Origin of the sequence: Enterococcus sp. DIV0008 (assembly GCF_050542615.1) — a bacterium.
GTDB classification, from domain to species: domain Bacteria; phylum Bacillota; class Bacilli; order Lactobacillales; family Enterococcaceae; genus Enterococcus_D; species Enterococcus_D innesii.
In genome coordinates, this window is record NZ_CP172937.1 from 2,781,131 (window position 1) to 2,802,322 (window position 21,192).

Genomic DNA, 21,192 nt, shown 5'->3' on the forward strand with positions numbered 1-21,192 from the left:
GCAGATTATTTCATCTTTTCTTCTACAACTTTTTGGATCTCACCAAAAGTCGTTTGAATATCTGCTTTTCCTGTGATCATGTCCCATGAACGATTATCATATTCTCCAAAAATATACGATAAGCCATCAACTGCGTTAACAGAAATTGCCGCTTGTCCTTTTTCTGTCTTCAATAAGAAGGATTGTGGCATCTCAACATATTCTTCATTGTCTAGCATTGCTAAGGAAGTAGGATTTGCACCTGATTTGACCCACTCTAATTGGTTTGCTTGTAACCAAGTCAGAAAGTCGACCATGCCACTTTTCTTTTCATCGGAACGTTCCTCGTTCGTTTTGAACATCGCAAACTGATCGACGCCTGAACCTTGAATGATATGTTCCGCATCCCATTGAGGAGTAAATGTTTGGCCCCAAGTGAAGTCACTGATTTCTTCCATATTACTTAGCATCCATGTTCCTTCTGGAAGAAAAATCAGTTTCTGGTTTGCAAAAAGTTTATTTGCATCTTCACCATCTGGGACCATGTAGCCGGCATCATATAAATCCTTAAACTCTTGAACGGCATTGTAAGAAAACTCGTTATCGATATTGATGTTTCCTTGTGCATCTTGCCATTCCCCACCCATTTGTTGGTAGAGATTCGAATAATTCTGCATGCCCCATGTATAGCCAAAACTATAGATACCATCTGCTTTTGCTTTTTCCCCAGCTTGTCTGATTTCTTCATACGTCACTACGCCATCATCCAACGCTCCTGGAACATATTTATCCACCAAATCTTGGTTGTAATACATCACCCACGAACCCATAGTTGCCGGAATCCCATATTGACTATCATCCACTACACCAGTGTCCCAAGCAGCTTCAACGTAGTTTTCCCGTGCCAATTCTGTCCCATCGATCATGTCATCCCAAGTTTCAAGCATGTCTTGGTGTTTGTACGTAGGCAAAGCTTCTGAGGCAATCAAAGCCAAATCAGGAACACCCTTCCCCGATTTCCCCGCAGTCGTCAACTTTGAAGTAAAGGTGTCACCTTGCATGCTTACTAACTTCACTTTAAAGTCTGGGTCTGTTTCATTGTATTGATCAATCGTTTTTTTGATTTTTTCACCGTCTGGTCCTGTCGTCGAAGACCAAAGCAAAATTTCTGAATTATTACTTGAGCCACCACTCCCGCCACAAGCAGCTAACAACACTGTACATAATAAGCTTGTCCCTACTAAAACAATAGATTTACTTACTTTCATTTTTTACACTCCTTTTAATTTAACTAAAAAGTAAAATGACATCCAGTTATCAATAAACATAATCGTTAGACTAACGTCGAACAATGTTTACACCGTAAAGTTACTACAAATATAAAGCGCTGTCAACATTATTTTATCAAGGAATAATCAAAACTTATATCATTTTACAATTTTGTAAATCCATAAGGTTGTGTTATAATTAAACTATCTTTTCATTAAACATTTTAGTATAACGAGGTGATCGTCATGGAATTGGATCTAACGAACGCATCTTTACCGATCTACGAAGCACTGGCAAATGAAACTCGCTTAGCGATTTTAAGAGAATTAGGCGATAAGAAGAAAAGCATCAGTGAAATCGGACAAAAATTAGCAATCAGCAATGCTTTAATGACCAAACATATCCGTAAACTCGAAGAAGCTCAGTTGATCAAATCCGAAAAAGGATCGGGGCAAGACTGGAAGAAAAAATATTTGTCCCTAAAAACTGATTTCATCAATATCAATTTCCCAGCAAAAGTGTTTCCAGAAATGAATCTAACCTCCCAATCTGTGAAAATCGGCCACTTCACCGATTTTAAAGCTGAGCCTTCTTGTGGAATGGCGACCAAAGACCGCTTGATTGGCGCCTTAGATGATCCAAAATCTTTTCTGGATCAAGAACGTGTTGATGCAAGTATCATCTGGCTAAATAACGGTTTTTTAGAATACAAAATCCCAAATCCTTTGAAAAATGGCGAAAAAATCGAATTACTGGAAATCAGTATGGAGATCGCTTCAGAGTTCCCAATTTCGAATAACTATTGGCCCAGTGATCTTTCCTTTTACTTAAACAATCACTGCATCGGTAGTTACACCGTACCAGGAAACTTTTCGGATGTCAGAGGTTCTCTGACTCCGCAATGGTGGATCGATGAGTTCAGTCAATATGGATTGCTTAAGCATTTACGCATCAATCGCTATGATACTTCCCTCGATGGAGAAAAATTAACAGATCACAACCTGAATGAAATCGACTTAGACCACAGTGACTTTTTCACCTTTAAAATTGCTGCACCTGCAACTGCCGAAAACGCTGGTGGTTTGACCATTTTCGGCGATCGATGGGGAAATTATCCTCAAGATTTATTGTTCAATTTTTACGTATCGGAATGACTGTTGTCGTTTCATTACACAAAAAAAGCACGTAGCGAAGAGAGATCACTCCCTCAGCTAGTGCTTTTTTCTATTCTCTTACGCTGTGGCAAAAATGCGTTCAATCAACTGCATCACTGCTCGGACTTCTTCGTTTTTAACGATAGGTTCGGCACCGTTGCGTACAACGTTGTAAAAATTCTTGTAGAAAGGTTCAAAATCCGCTTCGGCTTTCGGGAAAGGAATTTCTTTGGCTGCCAATTCCGATGGGGGTGCCATCGTTTTCGTCAAGCCGACGCCTGCTTGGACTGGTTTTGGTGCTGCCACATCTTCGCGACCTGTTGCTTGCACCATTTCCCCATTTAAATCCCAATCGGTGATGGTGGCTGTTCCTTCTGTTCCTTTGATGTACCAGCGAGGCAATTGCGTGTAATTGGAGGTTCCAACTTCCACGATTGCTTTGACCCCATTTTCAAAAGTAATCAAAGCGAAGAACCCATCATCGACTTCTTCCCCCAACACAAAGCTAAGATCCGCTTTGACGTCTTTCACTGGGCTGTCGATCAGCCATAGCATTTGATCCAACAAGTGAACGCCCCAGTCTAAAAGCATTCCCCCACCTTGTTTTTTCACATGGCGCCAGTCTCCTGGGATGCCGTTTGCCCCTTGGACCCGTGACTCTAATTGGAACAAATCACCGATCTGTCCATTACGGTACAGTTCGCGTACAAGTAGAAAATCAGGATCCCAACGGCGGTTTTGGTGAACCATAAAGGTATTGCCAGTTTCTTGGGCAACCGCCACGATCTCATCTAGTTCCGCAGTATTCAGCGCAACAGGCTTCTCGCAAACAACATGTTTGCCTGCTTTCAACGCAGCGATCGATAACTCTTTATGCAAGTCATTAGGTGTGGCGATCAATACTGCTTCGATCGTCTCATCGGCTAAGACTTCATCATAGCTTTTAAAGATCTTATGGCCTTTTTCTTGTGAGATCGCTTGACGTTCTTCATTGATATCGTAAGTTCCTACGATGTGGATTCGTTCGTTTTCATTTGGTAAGATATTGTGGACATGGTACGCACCCATGCCGCCATATCCGATTACTGCAAAATTGATTGCACTCATGTCTGACACTCCTCGGTTTTCTTCTTATGCCCACCACATGGATGAAGCTTCTTCACGGATCATAATCGTCTTCAAATTGCTGATGGCACGAGTCAGTCCTTCATCAATGGACATGATTGGATCTTCATGTTCAATACTCAAGACATAATCATACCCATAAATTCTAAGCGCAGAAATAATATCTGACCAGACTTGTAAGCTGTGGCCGCAACCGACTGAACGGAAGGTCCAAGCTCGGGTTTTGACATTGCTATATGGCTGCATGTCCGTCAAGCCATGCATGTTGATATTGTCTTGATCCAAATACGTATCTTTGGCATGGAAGTGATGGATCGCATCGGCTTCCCCTAAGATTTTGACCGCTGCCACTGGGTCAATCCCTTGCCACCATAAATGACTTGGATCCAAGTTACAGCCGATGGCTTTCCCCGCAGCATCTCGCAGTTTCAACATCGTATAAGGAGTATGTGCCAAAAAGCCGCCATGAAGTTCGATCCCGATTTTAACACCAGCCGCTTCCGCTTCCGTGTTGATGCCTTTCCAATAAGGAATCAGTTTTTGTTCCCATTGATAATTATAATTGTCATCGTATTCCGTTGGCCATGGCAATACTGGCCAGTTGACTTGCGTATCTGTTGCATTTCCGCCTGAAACGCCTGAAAATCCGTTCACAACAGGTACATTCATTAAGCTGGCTAATTTGATGGTTTTGCGCAAAAGTTCATCGGCTTCTTGCGCTTCTGCTTTTAATGGAGAGATTGGGTTGTTGTGACAGCTCAAAGCTGAGATTTCCAATCCTTTATCAGCTAATTTCGCTAAGTATTCTTTTCGCTCTGCTTCACTTGCTAGTAAACGGTCAATGTCTAAGTGGGCATTGCCGGGAGAACCACCGGTACCGATCTCAACGGTTTGGAGCCCTTTTTTCGCTACTTCATCGATCATTTCTTCAAAGCTAAGTTGATTGAATAACGGGGTAAAAACACCTAATTTCATTTTCTTTCCTCCTCAATTGCTTGAAAATGCCCATACGTTGGGTAACGATTTTCTGTTGGTGCACACCAGCGAGCCGCATTTTGGATCACTTTTTGCACTTTGGGATTGTAATAGCTTGGGAATGTCTCATGACCAGGCTGGAAATAGAAGATTTTGCCATTCCCACGGCGGAATGTACAGCCGCTTCGGAAAACTTCACCACCAGGGAACCAGCTGACAAAGATCAATTCATCCGGCGCTGGAATATCAAAGTGCTCGCCATACATTTCCTCTTGCTCTAGTTCGATCCATTCGCCGACTCCTTCAGCGATTGGGTGGCTTGGATTAACATTCCAGATCCGCGCATGCTGATCGTCTACCCGCCATTTCAAATCGCACGACGTTCCCATCAACGTTTTAAAGATTTTCGAAAAGTGGCCAGAATGCAAGACGATCAGTCCCATTCCTTCCCATACACGCTGCTGCACACGAGCAACGATAGCATCATCGACTTCTTCATGCGCCATATGGCCCCACCAAACCAACACATCCGTGTCAGCCAATACTTGCTCCGTCAACCCGTGTTCTGGTTCATCAAGGGTCGCCGTTCGCACTTGGAAATCATCCTCTGCTAAAAACTTGGCAATTTGACCATGGATTCCTTCTGGATACATTTTTTGGACGGTCTCATTCGTTTTTTCATGACGAAACTCGTTCCATACCGTAACATGGATCATTGGTAGACCTCCTCTACGATGTTTTTTAATTGCAGATAATCAATCCCGCTGGCTTCTAAAGGAGCGAATTTTTGAAAAGCTTCCTGCTCGACGATCAGCCATGGTAGTGCTAATGCTTTAGCTGCTTCTACATACGACTTAATTGGTAAAATCCCATTGCCGATCTCGGTGCTTTCCTGCGGCTGCTCTTGCATATCTTTGATATGAACCAAGCCGATCTTCGTTTCGCGTTCCTTTAGCCAAGGTAAAACAGCCACATTTGCAAAGACTAACCAGTAAAGGTCGGCTTCCAAACGCAGTTGCGGATTGTCTTTGATCAGTTCATCGATCATAGATTCTCCAGCAACTTCAGTAAATTCATGGGCATGATTGTGGTAGTAGCAAGTCAGCCCTTCTGCTTGCAATTTTTGGGTGATCTGGGTCAGCTCCGCAGCAAAGGCTTGCCATTTTTCCAAAGAATCAAAGCTGGCATACGGAATCACGATCCGTTGATTGCCAATCGTTTTTTCAAAAGCGACGGTTTCTTCAAAACGATCTTGCAATGCTTCAAACGGGATATGGGAAGCCGCGACCGCCAAATCCAACTGCTCCAGCATTTCTTTGATCTGTGCAGCACTATGTCCATGATAACCAGCAAATTCAACACCGTCATAGCCGTTTTGTTTTACTGTTTTCAACGCTTCAAAAAGGTCTGTCTTGCAGTCCTCTTGAATACTCCAAAGCTGTAAAGCGATTTTCGGTTTTGTCATTTATGCTCGCTCCTTTTCTTCCAGCAGTTCTTATAGGTAGACTGGCTCACCGGTTTGCGATGATTTGTAGATCGCTTCTAAAATCTCCGTCACGACCATTGCTTCTTCAGGTTTGACCACTGGTTCGGTATCGTTGATGATCGCATGGATCCACGATTGTGCTTCTAAAATTTCTGGCGTCTCCCCGTTTCCTTCATAAAAATCAACGCCGCCTGTTTCAAGTTCGATATTTTTTTCATACAGCAAGCTGTGGTCTTCCCCATTGATGGTCAAACCGTTGTTCATATCCGCACCGGCTTTGCTACCCATCAGTGTCGTTTTGGCTTCTTTCACATCCAAGCTGTTGAGCGCCCAGCTGGCTTCTAAGAAAATCGTTGCGCCATCTTCCATGACCACAAAACCAAAGGCCGAATCTTCTACTGAGAATTTCTCTGGGTCCCAAGGGCCCCAAGCATTTGCGGCATTTTTGGTTTGCGACAACTCATGATACGCTTTTCCGACAACAAATTTTGGTTTGTAATTGTTCATCATCCATAAGGTCAGATCCAATGCGTGGGTACCGATATCAATCAACGGACCGCCACCTTGCGCCTCTTCATCAAGGAAAACACCCCAAGTTGGCACAGCCCGACGACGGATCGCATGAGCTTTCCCAAAATAAATGTTTCCTAATTGTCCTTCGGCGCACACTTCATGAAGATAACGAGAATCTTTTCTAAAACGGTTTTGGTAGCCGATCGTGAGTTTTTTTCCTGTTCTATTGGCTGCTTCGATCATTGCTTTGGCTTCTGCCGCTGTTTTTGCCATTGGTTTTTCACACATGACATGACAATCTGCTTCTAGTGCAGCAATCGTCAACTCAGCATGTGAGGCGTTTGGTGTACACACATGGATCACATCTAGATCAGCTTGTGCCAACATTTCTTGATAATCGCTGAATACTTGGGCATCTTCGGTCCCAAATGCTGATTTCGCTTCAACTGCACGTTCAACCAGCAGATCACAAAAGGCAACCATTTCTACTTCTTCTACTTGAGACAAGGCAGGCATGTGCTTGCCGTTAGCGATCCCACCGCACCCAATGATTCCAACTTTAACTGTCATATCTTTCCTCCTGAAAACGCTTATTATTTTCTACCTCCTCATTATAGCGAAACATCGAAAGCAGTTCTTCCCAGTTTCCATTGAAAAAATTCCCGAAAATTATCTTATGAAACTTTAACAAAAAGAACCACTCCACAATTTATGCAAAGCGATTAAAAAAACACTATCGAGAAAAAAATAGTGCCAAATTGACAAAAAAACAGTCGACAAGCAAAGGCTCATCGGCTGTTTCTATCAATTTTGATTCAGTTGTTTCTGGTACTGCAACGGTGATTGACCAACGGCTTCCTTAAAGACATGGTGAAATGTTTTGACACTAGCAAAGCCTGCTTTTTCGGCGACTTCTGCCATTGGGATCTTTTCGTTTGCCAAGATAAATTTGGCTTGATTGATGCGGTATTCCGTCAAAAACTGCATGAAGGTCTTGCCAGTATTGGTTTTAAAGAAACGCGTGAAATAATGGGGACTAAACCCTACATGTCTTGCGGTGTCCTCCATCGTCAAGACTTCTTGGTAATGAGATTCGATGTACTCAAAGACATCATTCAGACGCTGCAAGGTTTCTTTGTATTGTGCGGCCGTTCGTTTTAGCGGATTGACGGCTTGTTTGCGCTTTGGCAAACCTTGATAGCACTCCCCGATCAACTGGTAAAGCAGCCCGAGAGTCAAATAACGCTTCCCAACAACATTTTCTTCTTCCAACTGATACAACTCGATCAAGAGACCTGTTATTTTTTCCGTAAAACTCGTTGGCCAATTTTTACTGTGGGGCTCCCCTTCTTCAAAGAGTGTCATCAAGGATACTTCATTTTCTCGAAGCAACGGCTCTTCAAAAAGCTGCATATCAAATTGATAGACATAGCGTTCACTCTCAGGCGATGCTAGAAAATAGTGGGGTTGCCCGCTGGAAAAAAGATACAGATCCCCTTCCTCCAACTCAATGATCGTATCGTCAACACCAATATTCACCGTGCCGCGCTTAGCGTAAATGATCTCGATTTCTTTATGGACATGGGGGTAAACGATGGTCAACCCATCATTTAGAAACGTTCGAAAACGAAATTCACTTTCAAATTCAGGAATTTCAAGGTACATACTCATGGCTGACCGACTCCTTCGCTCTATTCTTATTTATTATAAGCGAAAAATTGTCCAAGAGAAAACCTTTTCTCAGCCAATCATAGTTTCTTCTGCTTTTTTGTGGTATCGTATTCAAGAAAAGGAGTCTTGTTTATGAATTATTATGATCAACATCTGCATACATTTTTGTCTTTTGATTCAGATGAACAGTTTGAGAATTATCTAGCTTACCAGCCTGCCTACTTCGTTGCGACAGATCATTTCGATTTGAAGAACCCCTATTCGGGATTCCGTGATGATATTCCTGACTACGAATTACTAGTAAATACCCACCAGAAGCTGCAAGAGACCACAGCGACGAAACTCTTAAAAGGCATCGAGATTGGTGTCGTGCCTGGTCAAGAACAAGAAATCTTGCGCTATCTTGAAAGCCATCCTTATGACTTGAAATTGATCAGTATCCATCAAAACGGTACCTTTGATTATATGGACGATGCCGTGTTGACGAAGGACAAATTTGCAGTTGCCAAACAATACTTTGACCAAATGGCCCACGTGTTGGACTCGTTTTCTGACGGACATATCGTGACCCACTTTGATTATGGCTTGCGACGTTTCCAATTTACAGCTGAGGAATTGGCCGCCCATTTTGAAACAGAGTTAACGACGATCTTCAAAAAAATCGTTGCCCGCGACTTAGCGATGGAAATCAACGCTAAGAGTTTTGGCCCCTATCAAAATGCCCACCTTTATCAATATGCTATCCCGCTGTATCAAAGTGTCGGTGGGAAATTGTTCACCCTCGGTTCTGATGCCCATAAAGCCAGTGACTATCGGTTAGATTTTGCAGCGATGAGCGATCTGCTGCGTTCCTTTGGTGTCAATCAATTAGCGGTCTTTCAAGGTAGCGAACGGTTTATGGCGGATCTGCCTGCACAATAGCGTCACCTTTGAATGCACTCTTCAACATATTTTCAATAAATGGACCAAAAACGGCGAACCCTAAAAGGATACGCCGTTTTTTCATTTTAAGACCATATTTACTTAGGTTATTCTGCTGCTAAAATATCTTCCTTAGCATGGATCATTTGAGTCAAAAAGTCGCAATAAGGCGTTGGGACTTGGTACTTGCGGCCTTTTCGTGAGATTGCGCCATTGATATAATCGATCTCGGTTTTGCGATGATTATTGATCAAATCTTGATACATGGATGGATAGTGCATTCCGATGCCTTCTGGATCATAGGTTTCCTCAATATGGTGGACTACTTCGGATACATCCAGTTCAACAGATTCATGGGCAGCAACTGCCGCAAATTCTTCCACAATCGTTTGGACCATCGCACGCGCCGTTGAGGTTTGTCCGAATTGGGCAATATTCACATTTAAAATCGAACACAAGCCATTTAGGGTGCCGTTGACACAGGCTTTGCGATAGATGGAGTAACGGATGTTCTCAGAATAAGACGCATTCAACCCAGCATCAGCCAAGACTGCCGCCAATTGACGGGCATCTTCTTCTTTCCCCGATTCGATATTTTGCAGTTCTACAGAACCATCCCCAAACAAGCGAACATTACCAGGACCAATCAAGTCCGCCGTCCAAATGGTATTTCCTAAAAAGATTTTATCCGTGCTGACATATTTTTCAATCGTGTCCTCATGACCGATCCCGTTTAATAAGCATAAGACTTTCGTTTGCTCGCCAATCATCGGTTTGATCGTTTGCATCATTTGATCCAGTTGCATCGCTTTAGTAAAGACCAGGATCAAGTCTGCTTGTACAGTCGTTGGGATCTCATTTTGCGAATAGATCGAAAAAGGGACTGCGATCTCTTCACCGTTTAAGTTCGCTCGTAATCCGTGTTCACGGATCGCTTCGATATGCGCCGGCCAGCCGTCGATCAACGTGACGTCATTTCCGCCTCTTTTTAACATAATAGCAAAACGGCTGCCCATAGCACCTGCACCAGCAATAACAATTTTCATCTGAATTCCTCTTTCCTCTTCCACAATTAGGTATAGTTTACTCTAAAATCGTGAAATATGCGAGAGCCTTGCGTTTTTTCTCGATAGGAAAGAAAAAAGAACAATTGGAATAGTTAGATTTTTCAGATAATTAAAAAACGGTCGTTTCCAACTTTGTTCATTCAAAAAAGTCGCACGGAAGATTGAAAACTTGACTGAGCTAAGCCAGTTTTCGGACTCACGTGCGACTCTTTTAATCATTCATTTTCTGTGAAACAGTTGTCGGTTTAGGCAGTGACTGTTTCGTTTTTTGTTGCAAAGTTTTTTAACCGTTCAGCTTTTTCCGCTTCTGTGATCCCATGTTGTTCCACGTAACGGTTGTGTTCGTGGATGGCACAATCATAGCCACAGGCACCTAAATGGGCAGCTTGATTTTCCTCAGAAGTTAAGAATTGGCGATTGCATTCTGGGTTGGCACAGTTTACATAGCGCTCGCAAGGTGTGCCATCAAACCAGTCGCGGCCGATGACTTTTTTATCTACATGATTGATTTCCACACTGATGCGTTCATCAAAGACGTACATTTTCCCATCCCAAAGCTCGCCTTGAACTTCTGGGTCATTCCCATAAGCAAAGATACCACCATGGAGTTGGGCCACATCTTCAAAACCTTCTCGCAGCAGCCAGCCTGAGAATTTTTCACAACGGATACCACCAGTACAATAAGTAACGACTTTTTTATCCATGAATTTTTCTTTATTATCGATGATCCATTGCGGCAACTCACGGAAGCTGCGGATATCGGGACGAACGGCTCCTCGGAAATGGCCTAAGTCATATTCATAATCGTTACGGGCATCGATCACCACGGTATCTTCATCTAACAACGCTTCTTTGAACGCTTTAGGATCTAAATATTTTCCAGTCATTTCTAATGGATCGATGTCGTCTTCAAGGTTCAATGAAACCAATTCTTTGCGCGGACGAACGAATAGCTTTTTAAACGCATGCTCTTCTACTTCGTCAATCTTATAAAAAATCCCTTTAAAACGGGGATCAGCTTCCATTTTTTCCATATAGCGATCCGTTGCTTCAACCGTTCCAGAAAGCGTGCCATTGATCCCTTCATTGGCTACTAAAATACGGCCTTTGATGCCAATTTCTTTTCCAAATGCTAAATGCTCCTTGGCGAAGCTTTCCGGATCTTCAATTGTTGTGTATTTATAAAATAATAAAACGCGGTATGTCAAACCAATTCCTCCTTTTTTTGCACCCTACAGTATAGGTTATCACGTGACAAAAAACGAGTTTTATGCTTGTACTTTTCCACACAATCTTTTTCCTTGAGCAAACCGTGTCATGGATTGGTTTTATTGAGCTCTGCCACGAAAAAAGCTGTGACTTGATCCATCGTTTCTCCACGAACCAGATGGCGTTCTTCTCGCGAGATAAACTGCAGATTTGCTTCTGGATTTTCTGCCACAAAGGCTTCCACATCACCATAAGGAATTTTCTCGTCTTGGGTACCATGCCAAAACAAAAGAGGACGCTGTCCTAATTTCTCTGGTTGAGAAGACAGGTCGTAAGCATCCATCCAGCTTAATAGCTGACCATAATCCTCGGGTACAAAGAACCCAGCAGCGCCAGCGTGCATTTGGATGCGGTCACGGTATTTCAACATGGAAGGAGAACCCATGATACAAGCTGCCGCTGTGATTTCTGGATGCTGGCACAATAAACCGCACGTGGTCATCCCTCCCATGGAGACTCCGCCAACTGCGATCTGACCGTTGACCAAACCAAGATTTTCAAAAAAATCGACTAAGTAAGAAAACTCAAATAGATTGGTTTGGATACTTTGCCAAAAAGTTAATGAAGGAATCTCCGATAGCTGGGTCTTGCGCTCCCCATGATTGGCTGCATCTGGCAATACCACCCGAAAACCTTCTCTAGCCAACTTTCTGCCTTGTGTCAACACTAATTCTTTACTCGTCTGCCAGCCATGATAGTAAATAATCAATGGCAGTGGCTCATAAATCATTTCTTCTGGTACGACTTCTAAGACCGGAATATTCCCGATTTTTCTTTTTCGAACAGCTAATTTCATTCTTTTCCACCTCAGCTTAAGTATACAAAAAGTCGCCAAAAGCGCCACTGATAAGCTGTAAAAAAAGATCATACCCGAAGAGTATGATCCGTTTTTTCGTTTATGAATGTAAGACCGCTTCTCGAGCCAATGCCAAACAACCGAGCGTTCCAGCGTTGTCTTCCAATGCTGGGGTCACGATATATTTGCTTAACTCAGGTGTTTCGACATACCCATTGACCAATTTTGCAAATGCGTCGTGGACGTTTTGCAGCATATGGCGCTGTTTCATCACACCACCACCAAAAATGATCACATCTGGAGAAAACATCAAGGTTGTATTGTAGGCGCATTGAGCAATATAGGAGGCTTCGATTTCCCAATAAGGATCATCTTCTGCAACCTCTTGCCCTTTTTTCCCTAAGCGTTTTTCGATGGCGGGTCCAGCAGCCATCCCTTCTAAACAGTTGCCATGAAATGGACAGCTGCCAGCAAAGTCATCTTTTGGATGAGGGACGACCAGCATATGCCCCATTTCTGGATGACTAAAGCCTTCGATAAAGCGCCCTTCTTGTAAGGCACCGCCGCCAACACCTGTACCGATCGTGTAATAAACGACACTACTCAATCCTTTGCCACTGCCGAAGACATACTCACCATAGGCAGCCGCATTGACATCTGTTGTCCAAGAAATCGGGATCGGAAATTCTTTTTTCATGGTACCGATGAAATCAAAATTTTGCCATGCCAATTTCGGGGTCGAGGTAATGTACCCATAAGTGGCAGAATCGCGATGGATATCGATGGGCCCAAATGAGCCAATCCCAATCCCTGCTAAATCTGCTTGGTATTGTTTGAAGAAACCAATGACTAAAGGCATTGTTTCCTCAGGTGTCGTTGTCGGAAAGCTCACTCTTTCCTTGATTGTCATTTCTTCATCGCCAATGGCACACACAAATTTTGTGCCGCCTGCTTCAATCGAACCGTATAACATGCACATCGCTCCTTTTTTTCTAACTACTTGCTGAACTTGACGCTGCGGCATCATCTGCTTTGACGCGATCGATGGCTACCACTAATGCAATGATCAGGTCATCTAGATCTTCTTCATAGATCACAACTTCATAGGTATCGCCCCAAGAGATCCATTTTTTGTGGATCTCTGCGATTCGCTTACCGTTGCGGTTGACCACAAAATCCATATCCCACCAATTGCCGTCCACATCGATGCCTTCTGCACTGATGGAATAGCGGGCTTTAAAAAATGTGAAATGTTTTTCTAAAACGATCGCTTCTTGGCCGTGGACTTCCACAAAAAATTTCGGTAATAAACTGAACACTTTTTTGGTGATCTCCGCGATCGGTCGCTGCTGCTCATTGAAGATCGTAAAACTTTTCGGGATCTTAAAAAAACTGCCTTCGACATAATAGCGAGGGTTTTGTAAATCATCGGTGACGGTAAATTTTTCGCCGATGCTGAAAACCTTCTGTTTGATGTAAAGTTTCTTCAAATGCTACACTCCTTTCTCTTTGACATCGCCCGTATTGATCACCGGCTGCGTGCCTTTATCGGTAATGATCGACACCAATAAATTATTGATCAGTTGGACTTTGCGGTCATCTGTGAAATTGATGTCCTGTCCGTCTTCGATTTGTTCTAACGCCATTTGTGTCATGGAGACGGCCCCTTCAACAATGATTTGCCGTGCTGATAAAATTGCTTTAGCTTGTTGGCGCTGCAGCATCGCACTAGCGATCTCAGTCGCATACGCCAAATGGTTTAAGCGCGTCTCCAAGACTTCGACCCCAGCAACAGCCAATCGTTCTTGCAATTCTTTTGCCAGTTCTTCCGAAACTTCATTGGTATTGCCTCGCAACGTCAGATCATCGTCATTGAACGTGTCATACGGGTATTGCGTCGCAATATGACGAATCGCTGTTTCACTTTGGATCTCAATGAAATCTTGGTAATAATCGACATCAAACAATGCTTTCGCCGTATCTACGACTTTAAAAACCACCACCGCCGAGATCTCGATCGGGTTTCCGTCTGAATCATTGACCTTCAACAGCGAACTGTTAAAGTTGCGGACTTTCAATGAAACATTGATTTTTTGGGTTAAGGGGGTTGTCACGAATAAGCCGTTGTCTTTAATGGTCCCTAAATATTGCCCAAAAAAGAGGATCGCTTTGGCTTGGTTGGGCTGTACGATCGTTAACGAACTAAGGAAAAGAAACGAAACGATCCATAAAAGAATACTGAGAACGATTTCAAGAACGCTCTCATTTACGAACCCATGATAAAACAAATAACCGCCGCCAACTAATAACCCGATCAGCACAACTAGTGCTAAATACCCATTCACATGAAATGTCTGTTTTTCTGTCATTTTTATTCCTTCCCTTCTTGCTCTTATCTTACCTTGGTTAAAGCCACTGTGCAAATGTTCTTGCGCATATCAGGGACGATTCCCAATCAAGCTATTTTGTTTTCTGCAACTTTACCGTTACAATTAAGGTAGGACAAAATTTTTCTCAAAAAAGGAGTAATTCTTATGGCACAAAAAATTGACTTAGAAACGAGTAAATGGTCGTTGGAATCGATCATTAAAACGGTCGGCACCGATCTTTCCTCTGTTGTAGAGGTACAAAACAAAGATGGCATTGACGTTGTAGTGATCTCGAAAGACGAGTGGCAACATCTTTTGGAATTACTCGATGCACGTCATGCAGAAGGCTATCGGGTGGAGCAAGAGCTTCCTGAAGAAATTTTAGTTGACGTTGCCGATACCGACAACCAATACACCGAAGAAGGCGAGTTAGAAATGGAGCTACCTGAGCGTGTGCATCCAGCACCAGATTTTGAACTCGATTCAGAAGAAATCGTTGAAAGTGATGACGTACTAGATTAAACAAAAAAGCAAAACGGCCACGGGCACGTTTTGCTTTTTTTATAGCTCTTTTTCCTGCTTTTTGGTCATGACTGCTTGCAATCGTTCGATGGCAGGCTGCAATTCTTGTAGCGCCTCTTCTTCGGGTTCTAACTCTGCGCACCGTTGCAGTCGCTCTAACCACATCTCTGGTTCTTTGACGCCCAACTGGCCAATTGCCCAATAAGCCGTTCCTCGAATCACTGGGCGCACGTCTTCTGTCGCACAGCGCCAAATCGCTGGCAAGGCACTGCGGTCTCCCACATTGGCTAAGGCGATGATGGCATTACGCTGCAGCGGTTTTTTCCCCCGCCAAGAGCCAGATAGATGGCCAAATTGTTCTTTGAAGGCTTTGTTTGATAAAGACAGCATCGGTTGCAGTTTTGGATAAACGGTATCGACTTCAGGCTCCATCTCTTGATGAAAATGGAAGTCCTTCCCCCGATTATAAGGGCAGACCAGCTGACAAATATCGCAACCGTAAATCACGTTATGCATCTTTTTGCGGTACTCTTCTGGCATCATGCCCTTCGTCTGGGTTTGATAGGACAAACAGCGCTGGGCATTCATCCGACCATCGCCCAATAACGCTTTGGTGGGGCAAGCCGTCACACAACGCATGCAATCCCCACAACCAAACGGGACCTCTTCATCCGGTTCAAGAGAGATATTAGTGACGATCTCTCCGAGATAAACAAACGAACCAAATTCCTCTGTGATCAGCAAGCCATTACGACCGATAAAGCCAAGACCCGCCCGCTGCGCTGCCGCCACATCCACCAATTCCCCTGTATCGACTTGCGGTGCGAAACGCCATTCGACTTGTTCTTCCATCGTTTGTGCTTGTTCTTTGATAAAGGCGATCAAGCGATCCAACCGTTCTCGCAAAATATCATGGTAATCGATGCCCCAAGAAGCCCGGGCAAACATGCCACGCTTTTCATCCCGGGGGACTTTCTCTTTGATTTTTGTCGGATAAGCTAAAGCGATCGCAATGATCGTTTGCGGATTTTCAAATGTCCGTTCAGGATAGATCCGCTCTTCGATCACGGGATGCTCAAAACCAGAGGTATGGCCTTTGGCTTTTTGTTCCCGCAAGGAAGGCTCCAATGCCAAAAACGGCTCCGCTGAAGCAAACCCGATCTTGTCGATGCCAATTCGCTTGCTTTCTGCAATAATTTTTTCTTTTAAAGACATGCACGCTACCCTCTTTTGTCCGCTAAGCATCTGCTTCTCGGCTTTTTCTCTTCCCCTATTATACGTAAGCACCTGAAAAAAGTCGATGGTGCGGTTTGTCCCCCCGTTTTTTTCTTTCTTTAAAAGAACACGTGTTGATTGTTTAAGATTTTAATTAATTTTATCGTTATTTTCCTCGCAACGATTGCATTGCCTTTTTCGAATGCTAGACTAGATAAAGGAATTAGAAAGAAATGAACAAATGAAATGGAGATGCTTATGACTCAATTACCCACCGGCTTGACTGCAGCAGAAGTCGCCAAGAAAACCCAAGAGGGACTGCACAATGATTATGAAACAAAAACCAGTAAATCAACTGCTGCGATCATCAAAGACAATTTACTGACGTTATTCAATTTTCTCAATCTATTGATTGGCGTTTTTTTATTTGCTGTAGGCGCCTATTCCAACATGTTCTACTTAGCGATTATTTTTGTGAATATCACCATTGGGATCAGCCAAGAATTGCATGCGCGTAATTTAGTAAAAAAACTCTCACTTGTTTCACCGCAAACGGTACGAGTGATTCGAGATGCTCAAATCCATGAGATTTCAGCCAAAGAATTGGTCTTAGAGGACGTAGTTATTCTTGGTGCTGGGGACCAAATCCCCGCTGATATGACGGTGCTTTCTGGACTAGTCGAAGTCAATGAAGCGATGCTGACTGGTGAAGCCGATCTGGTTGTCAAAGAAGCAGGTGCTTCCTTACTCTCAGGGAGTTTCATCGTCAGCGGTGAAGTGACAGGAACAGTCCTTCATGTCGGTGCAGAAAACTACGCAGCGAAACTAAGCAATGAGGCGAAGGTCCACAAACCGATCCGCTCTGAGCTGCTTGCTTCGATCCGTAGTGTATCCAAATTCACTAGCTATGTAATCGTTCCTTTAGGGGTGATTTTGTTCTTCCAAGCCTTTATGATGCGAGATGCTGGGATCAAGGAATCCGTCGTCGTTTCTGCCGCTGCCTTATTAGGAATGTTACCAAAAGGACTTGTCCTGCTGATCAGTATCGCCTTGACGACAGGTGTCATTAAATTGGCCAAAAAACGGATTTTGGTCCAAGACATGTATGCCGTTGAAACCTTGGCGCATGTCGATACCCTTTGTCTGGATAAGACGGGGACGTTGACGGAAGGCCATATGGTTCTCGAGTCGATCGTTCCTCTCCAAACCGATAGCGACCCTAACATGCTCTTAGGGAATTATTTGGCAGCCAGCACAGATAACAATTTAACGATGCAAGCATTGCGTCAAGGCTGCCCTGAGCTAACGGATCATCAGCCGATCGAAGTCGCTGCCTTTTCTTCACAGCGCAAATGGGGTGCTGTGGCTTTTGAACATCTAGGAAATGTTTATCTTGGTGCACCTGAAAAAGTCGCCGGCTCTGCTGCCTTGCCACAAGTCAAAGAAGCGCAAGAAGCAGGTCTACGGGTGTTGATTTTAGCCGTAGAGACCGATCCAAAAGCGCCAGCATCCTTTGACCCAACCAACGCACAAGCGGTGGCTGTCTTGATTTTATCCGATATCATCCGCCAAAACGCAGAAGAAACCTTGGCTTACTTAGCGGATCAAGGCATCGATCTAAAAGTGATCTCTGGCGATAATCCAATAGCTGTCGCAGCGATCGCCCATCGTGCAGGTCTTGCGAATGCCGATCAAGCCATCGATCTTTCTACCTTAACGACCGAAGCAGAAGTCCGAGAAGCTGCGACACGTTATACGGTCTTTGGTCGTGTGACCCCTGAACAAAAGAAACTACTTGTCCAAGAATTAAAAGCCAATCAACGGACCGTTGCCATGACGGGCGATGGCGTCAATGATGTGTTGGCGTTACGAGAAGCCGACGTCAGCATTGCAATGGCTGCTGGCGACAGTGCGGCTCGTCAAATCGCTAACTTTGTCTTATTGGATTCTGACTTTACTACGTTGCCAGATGTTTTATTTGAAGGACGCCGCGTCGTCAATAACGTCACCAAAGCGTCGGGAATCTTCTTTATCAAGACGATTTACAGCTTCTTGCTCTCTTTGGTTTGTATCCTGACATCCAGCGCCTTTCCGTTCTTGCCGATCCAAATCACATTGATCGACTTAGCAATTGAAGGTTATCCATCTTTCTTCCTTTCCTTTGAAGAAAACAAAGCACCAATCAAGGGGCGTTACTTGCCGACAGTCTTGCTCAATGCGTTGCCAAATGCCTTGTTGGTGTTAGTCAATTACTTTGCGATCCGCTTTTTACAAACCGACTACGGTTGGTCACAATTTGATACGACGACCTTGTTGTACTATTTGTTGATCGGGATCAGCTGTATCGCTGTGATTCGCGCTTGCTTGCCATTAAATCCATTGCGATTGTTCTTAGCGATTACCACTACCGTGGGGATCTATGTCGCAGCAATGCTCTTTCACGGGTTGCTGGAAGTCGGTTTCTTGACCGCCGTGACCTTGCCTTACTTCCTTGGCATGATGGCATTGAACATCTGCCTGTACGTTGGGCTTTCTTTCCTAACGAAGCGCTTTTCAGCCAAAGTGCTTGTTAAACAGTCTTAATTGATTTTGCAGCATCGCTCTTTCTTGCTTTGTCCAGAAAGACGATGCTGTTTTTTTGTCCTCTCCATAGGTGCAACCATACAAGAAGAAAGAAATTTGGTATACTGAACCTGTAGGCGGTTTCAACAAGGACGGTGTTTCTTTGGAAAAGGCAACCCCCTTGTCAAACAGCCAAATTTAATCAGAAAGTGTTGGTGAAATTGGATGAAAAAAAGTATTTTACTCGTTTCTCACAGTCAGCAACTCACCGAAGGATTAAAACAGATGATCGAAGAAATGGCTGATGGCGAGTCAGTCACGATCTATTCTTTAGGCGGGACAGCAGAAGGAGAGCTGGGTTCTGACGCCACGAAAATCGTAGATGCCGTCAACGAATCCGCAGATGCTGAACTGATCTTAGTCTTTGCCGATTTAGGCAGTGCCGTTTTGAATGCCGAACTTGCTTACGACATGCTAGAACCTCAGCAACAAGAACGCTATCACCTGATCGACGCGCCGCTGGTGGAAGGTGCCTTTGCTGCAGCGATCACCGCTGGTTTTAGTGATGATTTGGCGCAAATCGTTGCAGAAGCAAAAAAAGCAGCCGAGAAAGGATGGCATGAAGCATGAAAAAAATCATTAATGATCCCTCAATGATCGTAGAAGAAATGTTGGCTGGTATCGTAGGCAGTTATCCTGAACTGGTCCATCAAGTCGCCGACTCACGGGTGATTGCTAAGAATAATCAAAAAGAACAAGTCGGTCTTGTTTCTGGCGGTGGGAGCGGACATGAGCCGGCCCATGCTGGCTTTGTCGGTGATGGGATGCTTAGCGCCGCCGTTTTAGGCGATGTCTTCACCTCCCCTACCCCCGACCAGATTTTGACGGCTATCCAAGATTCTGATCAAGGGCAAGGCGTCTTGTTGATCGTCAAAAACTATACTGGCGATATCTTGAACTTTGAGATGGCCAAAGATATGGCAGAAATGGAAGAGATCACAACTGAGATCGTGGTCGTTGATGATGATATCGCTGTTGAAAATAGCACCTATACTGCTGGCAAACGAGGAGTTGCCGGTACGGTCTTAGTCCACAAGATTTTAGGCGCAGCTGCTCGTAATGGTGCCAGCTTAAGTGAATTAAAAACACTGGGCGATGCCTTGGTTGCATCGATCAAAACCATTGGGGTCGCATTAAAAGCGGCAACAGTTCCTGAAGTTGGGAAACCAGGTTTTGACTTAGCCGATGATGAGATCGAGTATGGCGTGGGCATCCACGGCGAACCTGGTTACCGTCGAGAAAAACTGAAACCCTCACGTGAACTAGCACAAGAGTTGGTGGAAAAAATCTTAGCGGATTATGAAAAGACCCCAGAAAAAGTCGGTGTCTTGATCAACGGTATGGGTGGTACGCCGCAAATGGAGTTGTTCATTTTTGCCAATGATGTCGCGAAATTACTCGCAGAAAAAGACATCCCTGTCTCCTTCCATAAGGTCGGCAATTTCATGACTTCCATCGATATGCAGGGACTTTCACTGACCATGATCGATTTCAGCGAAACGGATCACACCGATGCGTTAAATGAAGACGTCACAACAATAGCCTGGTAAAGGAGCGAATAGAGATGCAATTGACAACAGAAACGGTGCAAGCATGGTTAGATACCTTCACGAAAGAAATCGAAGCAAACAAGGCCTATTTAAGCGATTTAGATACACCGATCGGCGACGGGGACCATGGCAACAATATGGCACGCGGCGTAGCTGCTTATCAAGAAGCTTATGCCAAACAACAGCCAACGACGATCAGTGATACCTTTAAAGTCTTCTCGATGGCAATGATCTCAAAAGTCGGCGGCGCTTCGGGTCCCCTTTATGGTTCGGCGTTTATGAATATGACCAAAGCAACGAAGGAACTAGAAACAATCGACTCCTTTGAACAATTAGGTACGATCGTTGAAGAAGGCTTGACCGGCATCAAAATGCGGGGAAAAGCTGAGTTTGAAGACAAAACGATGGTCGATGTCTGGCAACCTGTCGCAGAAGCCTTGAAAAAAGGGGAATTGACCAAGGACACGATCGAAGCAGCGAAAGAACATACCAAAGAACTTGTTGCTAAAAAAGGCCGTGCCTCTTATGTTGGTGAACGTGCCATCGGTCATATCGATCCCGGATCAGCTTCTAGTGCGATTTTGTTTGACTCACTGTTAACGGTGATAGAAAAAGATTAAAAAACGATGCTCTTTCAAAGCACCGTTTAAGACAAAAGACAAACCTTATGATTGCATAAGGTTTGTCTT

Annotated in this window: 21 protein-coding genes; 7 read left to right on the forward strand and 14 right to left on the reverse strand. The window is 44.1% G+C overall.

All coding sequences use genetic code 11. The features are described from left to right. Positions 1-5 precede the first annotated feature (5 nt). Positions 6-1,247, reverse strand: coding sequence for an extracellular solute-binding protein (locus IGI84_RS13035; RefSeq protein WP_216682440.1), 1,242 nt, complete (start codon positions 1,245-1,247; stop codon positions 6-8). 246 nt (positions 1,248-1,493) lie between these two features. On the opposite strand from IGI84_RS13035, the gene IGI84_RS13040 reads away from it, so the two are divergent. Beyond that, on the forward strand, positions 1,494-2,402 hold the full coding sequence (locus tag IGI84_RS13040) for an ArsR/SmtB family transcription factor (RefSeq protein ID WP_216682441.1): 909 nt from the start codon (positions 1,494-1,496) through the stop codon (positions 2,400-2,402). 78 nt (positions 2,403-2,480) lie between these two features. On the opposite strand, the gene IGI84_RS13045 is transcribed toward IGI84_RS13040, so the two are convergent. The 6 genes from IGI84_RS13045 to IGI84_RS13070 form a co-directional block, all read right to left on the reverse strand. Beyond that, positions 2,481-3,509 (reverse strand): Gfo/Idh/MocA family protein, encoded by a 1,029-nt coding sequence (locus tag IGI84_RS13045; protein ID WP_010749991.1) that lies wholly within the window; start codon positions 3,507-3,509, stop codon positions 2,481-2,483. Between the two features lie 24 nt (positions 3,510-3,533). Continuing rightward, a complete protein-coding gene (locus IGI84_RS13050) occupies positions 3,534-4,502 on the reverse strand; it encodes a sugar phosphate isomerase/epimerase family protein (RefSeq protein WP_005228209.1) in 969 nt (322 codons plus the stop codon). Continuing rightward, positions 4,499-5,218, reverse strand: coding sequence for a ThuA domain-containing protein (locus tag IGI84_RS13055; protein WP_074536784.1), 720 nt, complete (start codon positions 5,216-5,218; stop codon positions 4,499-4,501). Before IGI84_RS13055 ends, IGI84_RS13050 begins: the two co-directional genes overlap by 4 nt. Next, positions 5,215-5,967 carry a sugar phosphate isomerase/epimerase family protein gene (locus IGI84_RS13060; protein ID WP_220426448.1) on the reverse strand — a complete coding sequence of 251 codons (753 nt, stop codon included), beginning with the start codon at positions 5,965-5,967 and terminating at the stop codon, positions 5,215-5,217. The genes IGI84_RS13055 and IGI84_RS13060 overlap by 4 nt, the downstream gene beginning before the upstream one ends. Positions 5,968-5,997: 30 nt before the next feature. After that, positions 5,998-7,071 carry a Gfo/Idh/MocA family protein gene (locus IGI84_RS13065; RefSeq protein ID WP_005228203.1) on the reverse strand — a complete coding sequence of 358 codons (1,074 nt, stop codon included), beginning with the start codon at positions 7,069-7,071 and terminating at the stop codon, positions 5,998-6,000. Between the two features lie 234 nt (positions 7,072-7,305). Further along, the gene (locus IGI84_RS13070) at positions 7,306-8,172 is read right to left on the reverse strand and encodes an AraC family transcriptional regulator (RefSeq protein WP_216682445.1); all 867 of its coding nucleotides are present in this window, start codon (positions 8,170-8,172) and stop codon (positions 7,306-7,308) included. A gap of 132 nt (positions 8,173-8,304) precedes the next feature. Here IGI84_RS13070 and IGI84_RS13075 point away from each other — a divergent pair, with 132 nt between their 5' ends. Beyond that, positions 8,305-9,093: a PHP domain-containing protein gene (locus IGI84_RS13075; protein ID WP_216691302.1), complete on the forward strand. Its 789-nt coding sequence runs from the start codon at positions 8,305-8,307 to the stop codon at positions 9,091-9,093. Positions 9,094-9,200: 107 nt separating this feature from the next. On the opposite strand, the gene IGI84_RS13080 is transcribed toward IGI84_RS13075, so the two are convergent. The 6 genes from IGI84_RS13080 to IGI84_RS13105 form a co-directional block, all read right to left on the reverse strand. Continuing rightward, positions 9,201-10,139: a 2-dehydropantoate 2-reductase gene (locus IGI84_RS13080; protein ID WP_220426449.1), complete on the reverse strand. Its 939-nt coding sequence runs from the start codon at positions 10,137-10,139 to the stop codon at positions 9,201-9,203. A gap of 266 nt (positions 10,140-10,405) precedes the next feature. Beyond that, entirely contained in the window at positions 10,406-11,368 is a 963-nt protein-coding gene (locus IGI84_RS13085) for a rhodanese-related sulfurtransferase (protein WP_096741697.1), read from the reverse strand. A gap of 107 nt (positions 11,369-11,475) precedes the next feature. Then, positions 11,476-12,225 carry an alpha/beta fold hydrolase gene (locus IGI84_RS13090; protein WP_015510359.1) on the reverse strand — a complete coding sequence of 250 codons (750 nt, stop codon included), beginning with the start codon at positions 12,223-12,225 and terminating at the stop codon, positions 11,476-11,478. 100 nt (positions 12,226-12,325) lie between these two features. Beyond that, a complete protein-coding gene (gene scrK, locus IGI84_RS13095) occupies positions 12,326-13,198 on the reverse strand; it encodes a fructokinase ScrK (RefSeq protein ID WP_010749999.1) in 873 nt (290 codons plus the stop codon). Between the two features lie 19 nt (positions 13,199-13,217). Next, positions 13,218-13,715, reverse strand: a complete 498-nt coding sequence (locus IGI84_RS13100) for an LURP-one-related/scramblase family protein (protein WP_005233908.1) — start codon at positions 13,713-13,715, stop codon at positions 13,218-13,220. Between the two features lie 3 nt (positions 13,716-13,718). Further along, entirely contained in the window at positions 13,719-14,594 is an 876-nt protein-coding gene (locus IGI84_RS13105) for an SPFH domain-containing protein (protein ID WP_005228179.1), read from the reverse strand. A 165-nt stretch (positions 14,595-14,759) separates the two neighbouring features. Here IGI84_RS13105 and IGI84_RS13110 point away from each other — a divergent pair, with 165 nt between their 5' ends. Further along, complete coding sequence (locus IGI84_RS13110; protein WP_216682447.1) at positions 14,760-15,116, forward strand: hypothetical protein; 357 nt, start codon at positions 14,760-14,762, stop codon at positions 15,114-15,116. A gap of 39 nt (positions 15,117-15,155) precedes the next feature. Here IGI84_RS13110 and queG read toward each other — a convergent pair whose 3' ends face one another. Further along, positions 15,156-16,331 carry a tRNA epoxyqueuosine(34) reductase QueG gene (gene queG / locus IGI84_RS13115; protein ID WP_220426450.1) on the reverse strand — a complete coding sequence of 392 codons (1,176 nt, stop codon included), beginning with the start codon at positions 16,329-16,331 and terminating at the stop codon, positions 15,156-15,158. A gap of 258 nt (positions 16,332-16,589) precedes the next feature. Between queG and IGI84_RS13120 the strand changes: the two genes are divergently transcribed. From IGI84_RS13120 to dhaL, 4 genes are all read left to right on the forward strand, one after another. After that, complete coding sequence (locus tag IGI84_RS13120; RefSeq protein ID WP_096741700.1) at positions 16,590-18,914, forward strand: HAD-IC family P-type ATPase; 2,325 nt, start codon at positions 16,590-16,592, stop codon at positions 18,912-18,914. A gap of 204 nt (positions 18,915-19,118) precedes the next feature. Next, a complete protein-coding gene (gene dhaM, locus IGI84_RS13125) occupies positions 19,119-19,523 on the forward strand; it encodes a dihydroxyacetone kinase phosphoryl donor subunit DhaM (RefSeq protein ID WP_005228160.1) in 405 nt (134 codons plus the stop codon). After that, positions 19,520-20,503, forward strand: a complete 984-nt coding sequence (gene dhaK / locus IGI84_RS13130) for a dihydroxyacetone kinase subunit DhaK (protein ID WP_216682449.1) — start codon at positions 19,520-19,522, stop codon at positions 20,501-20,503. Before dhaM ends, dhaK begins: the two co-directional genes overlap by 4 nt. A gap of 14 nt (positions 20,504-20,517) precedes the next feature. Continuing rightward, positions 20,518-21,123 (forward strand): dihydroxyacetone kinase subunit DhaL, encoded by a 606-nt coding sequence (gene dhaL / locus IGI84_RS13135; protein ID WP_142425047.1) that lies wholly within the window; start codon positions 20,518-20,520, stop codon positions 21,121-21,123. The last annotated feature ends 69 nt before the right edge of the window (positions 21,124-21,192 follow it).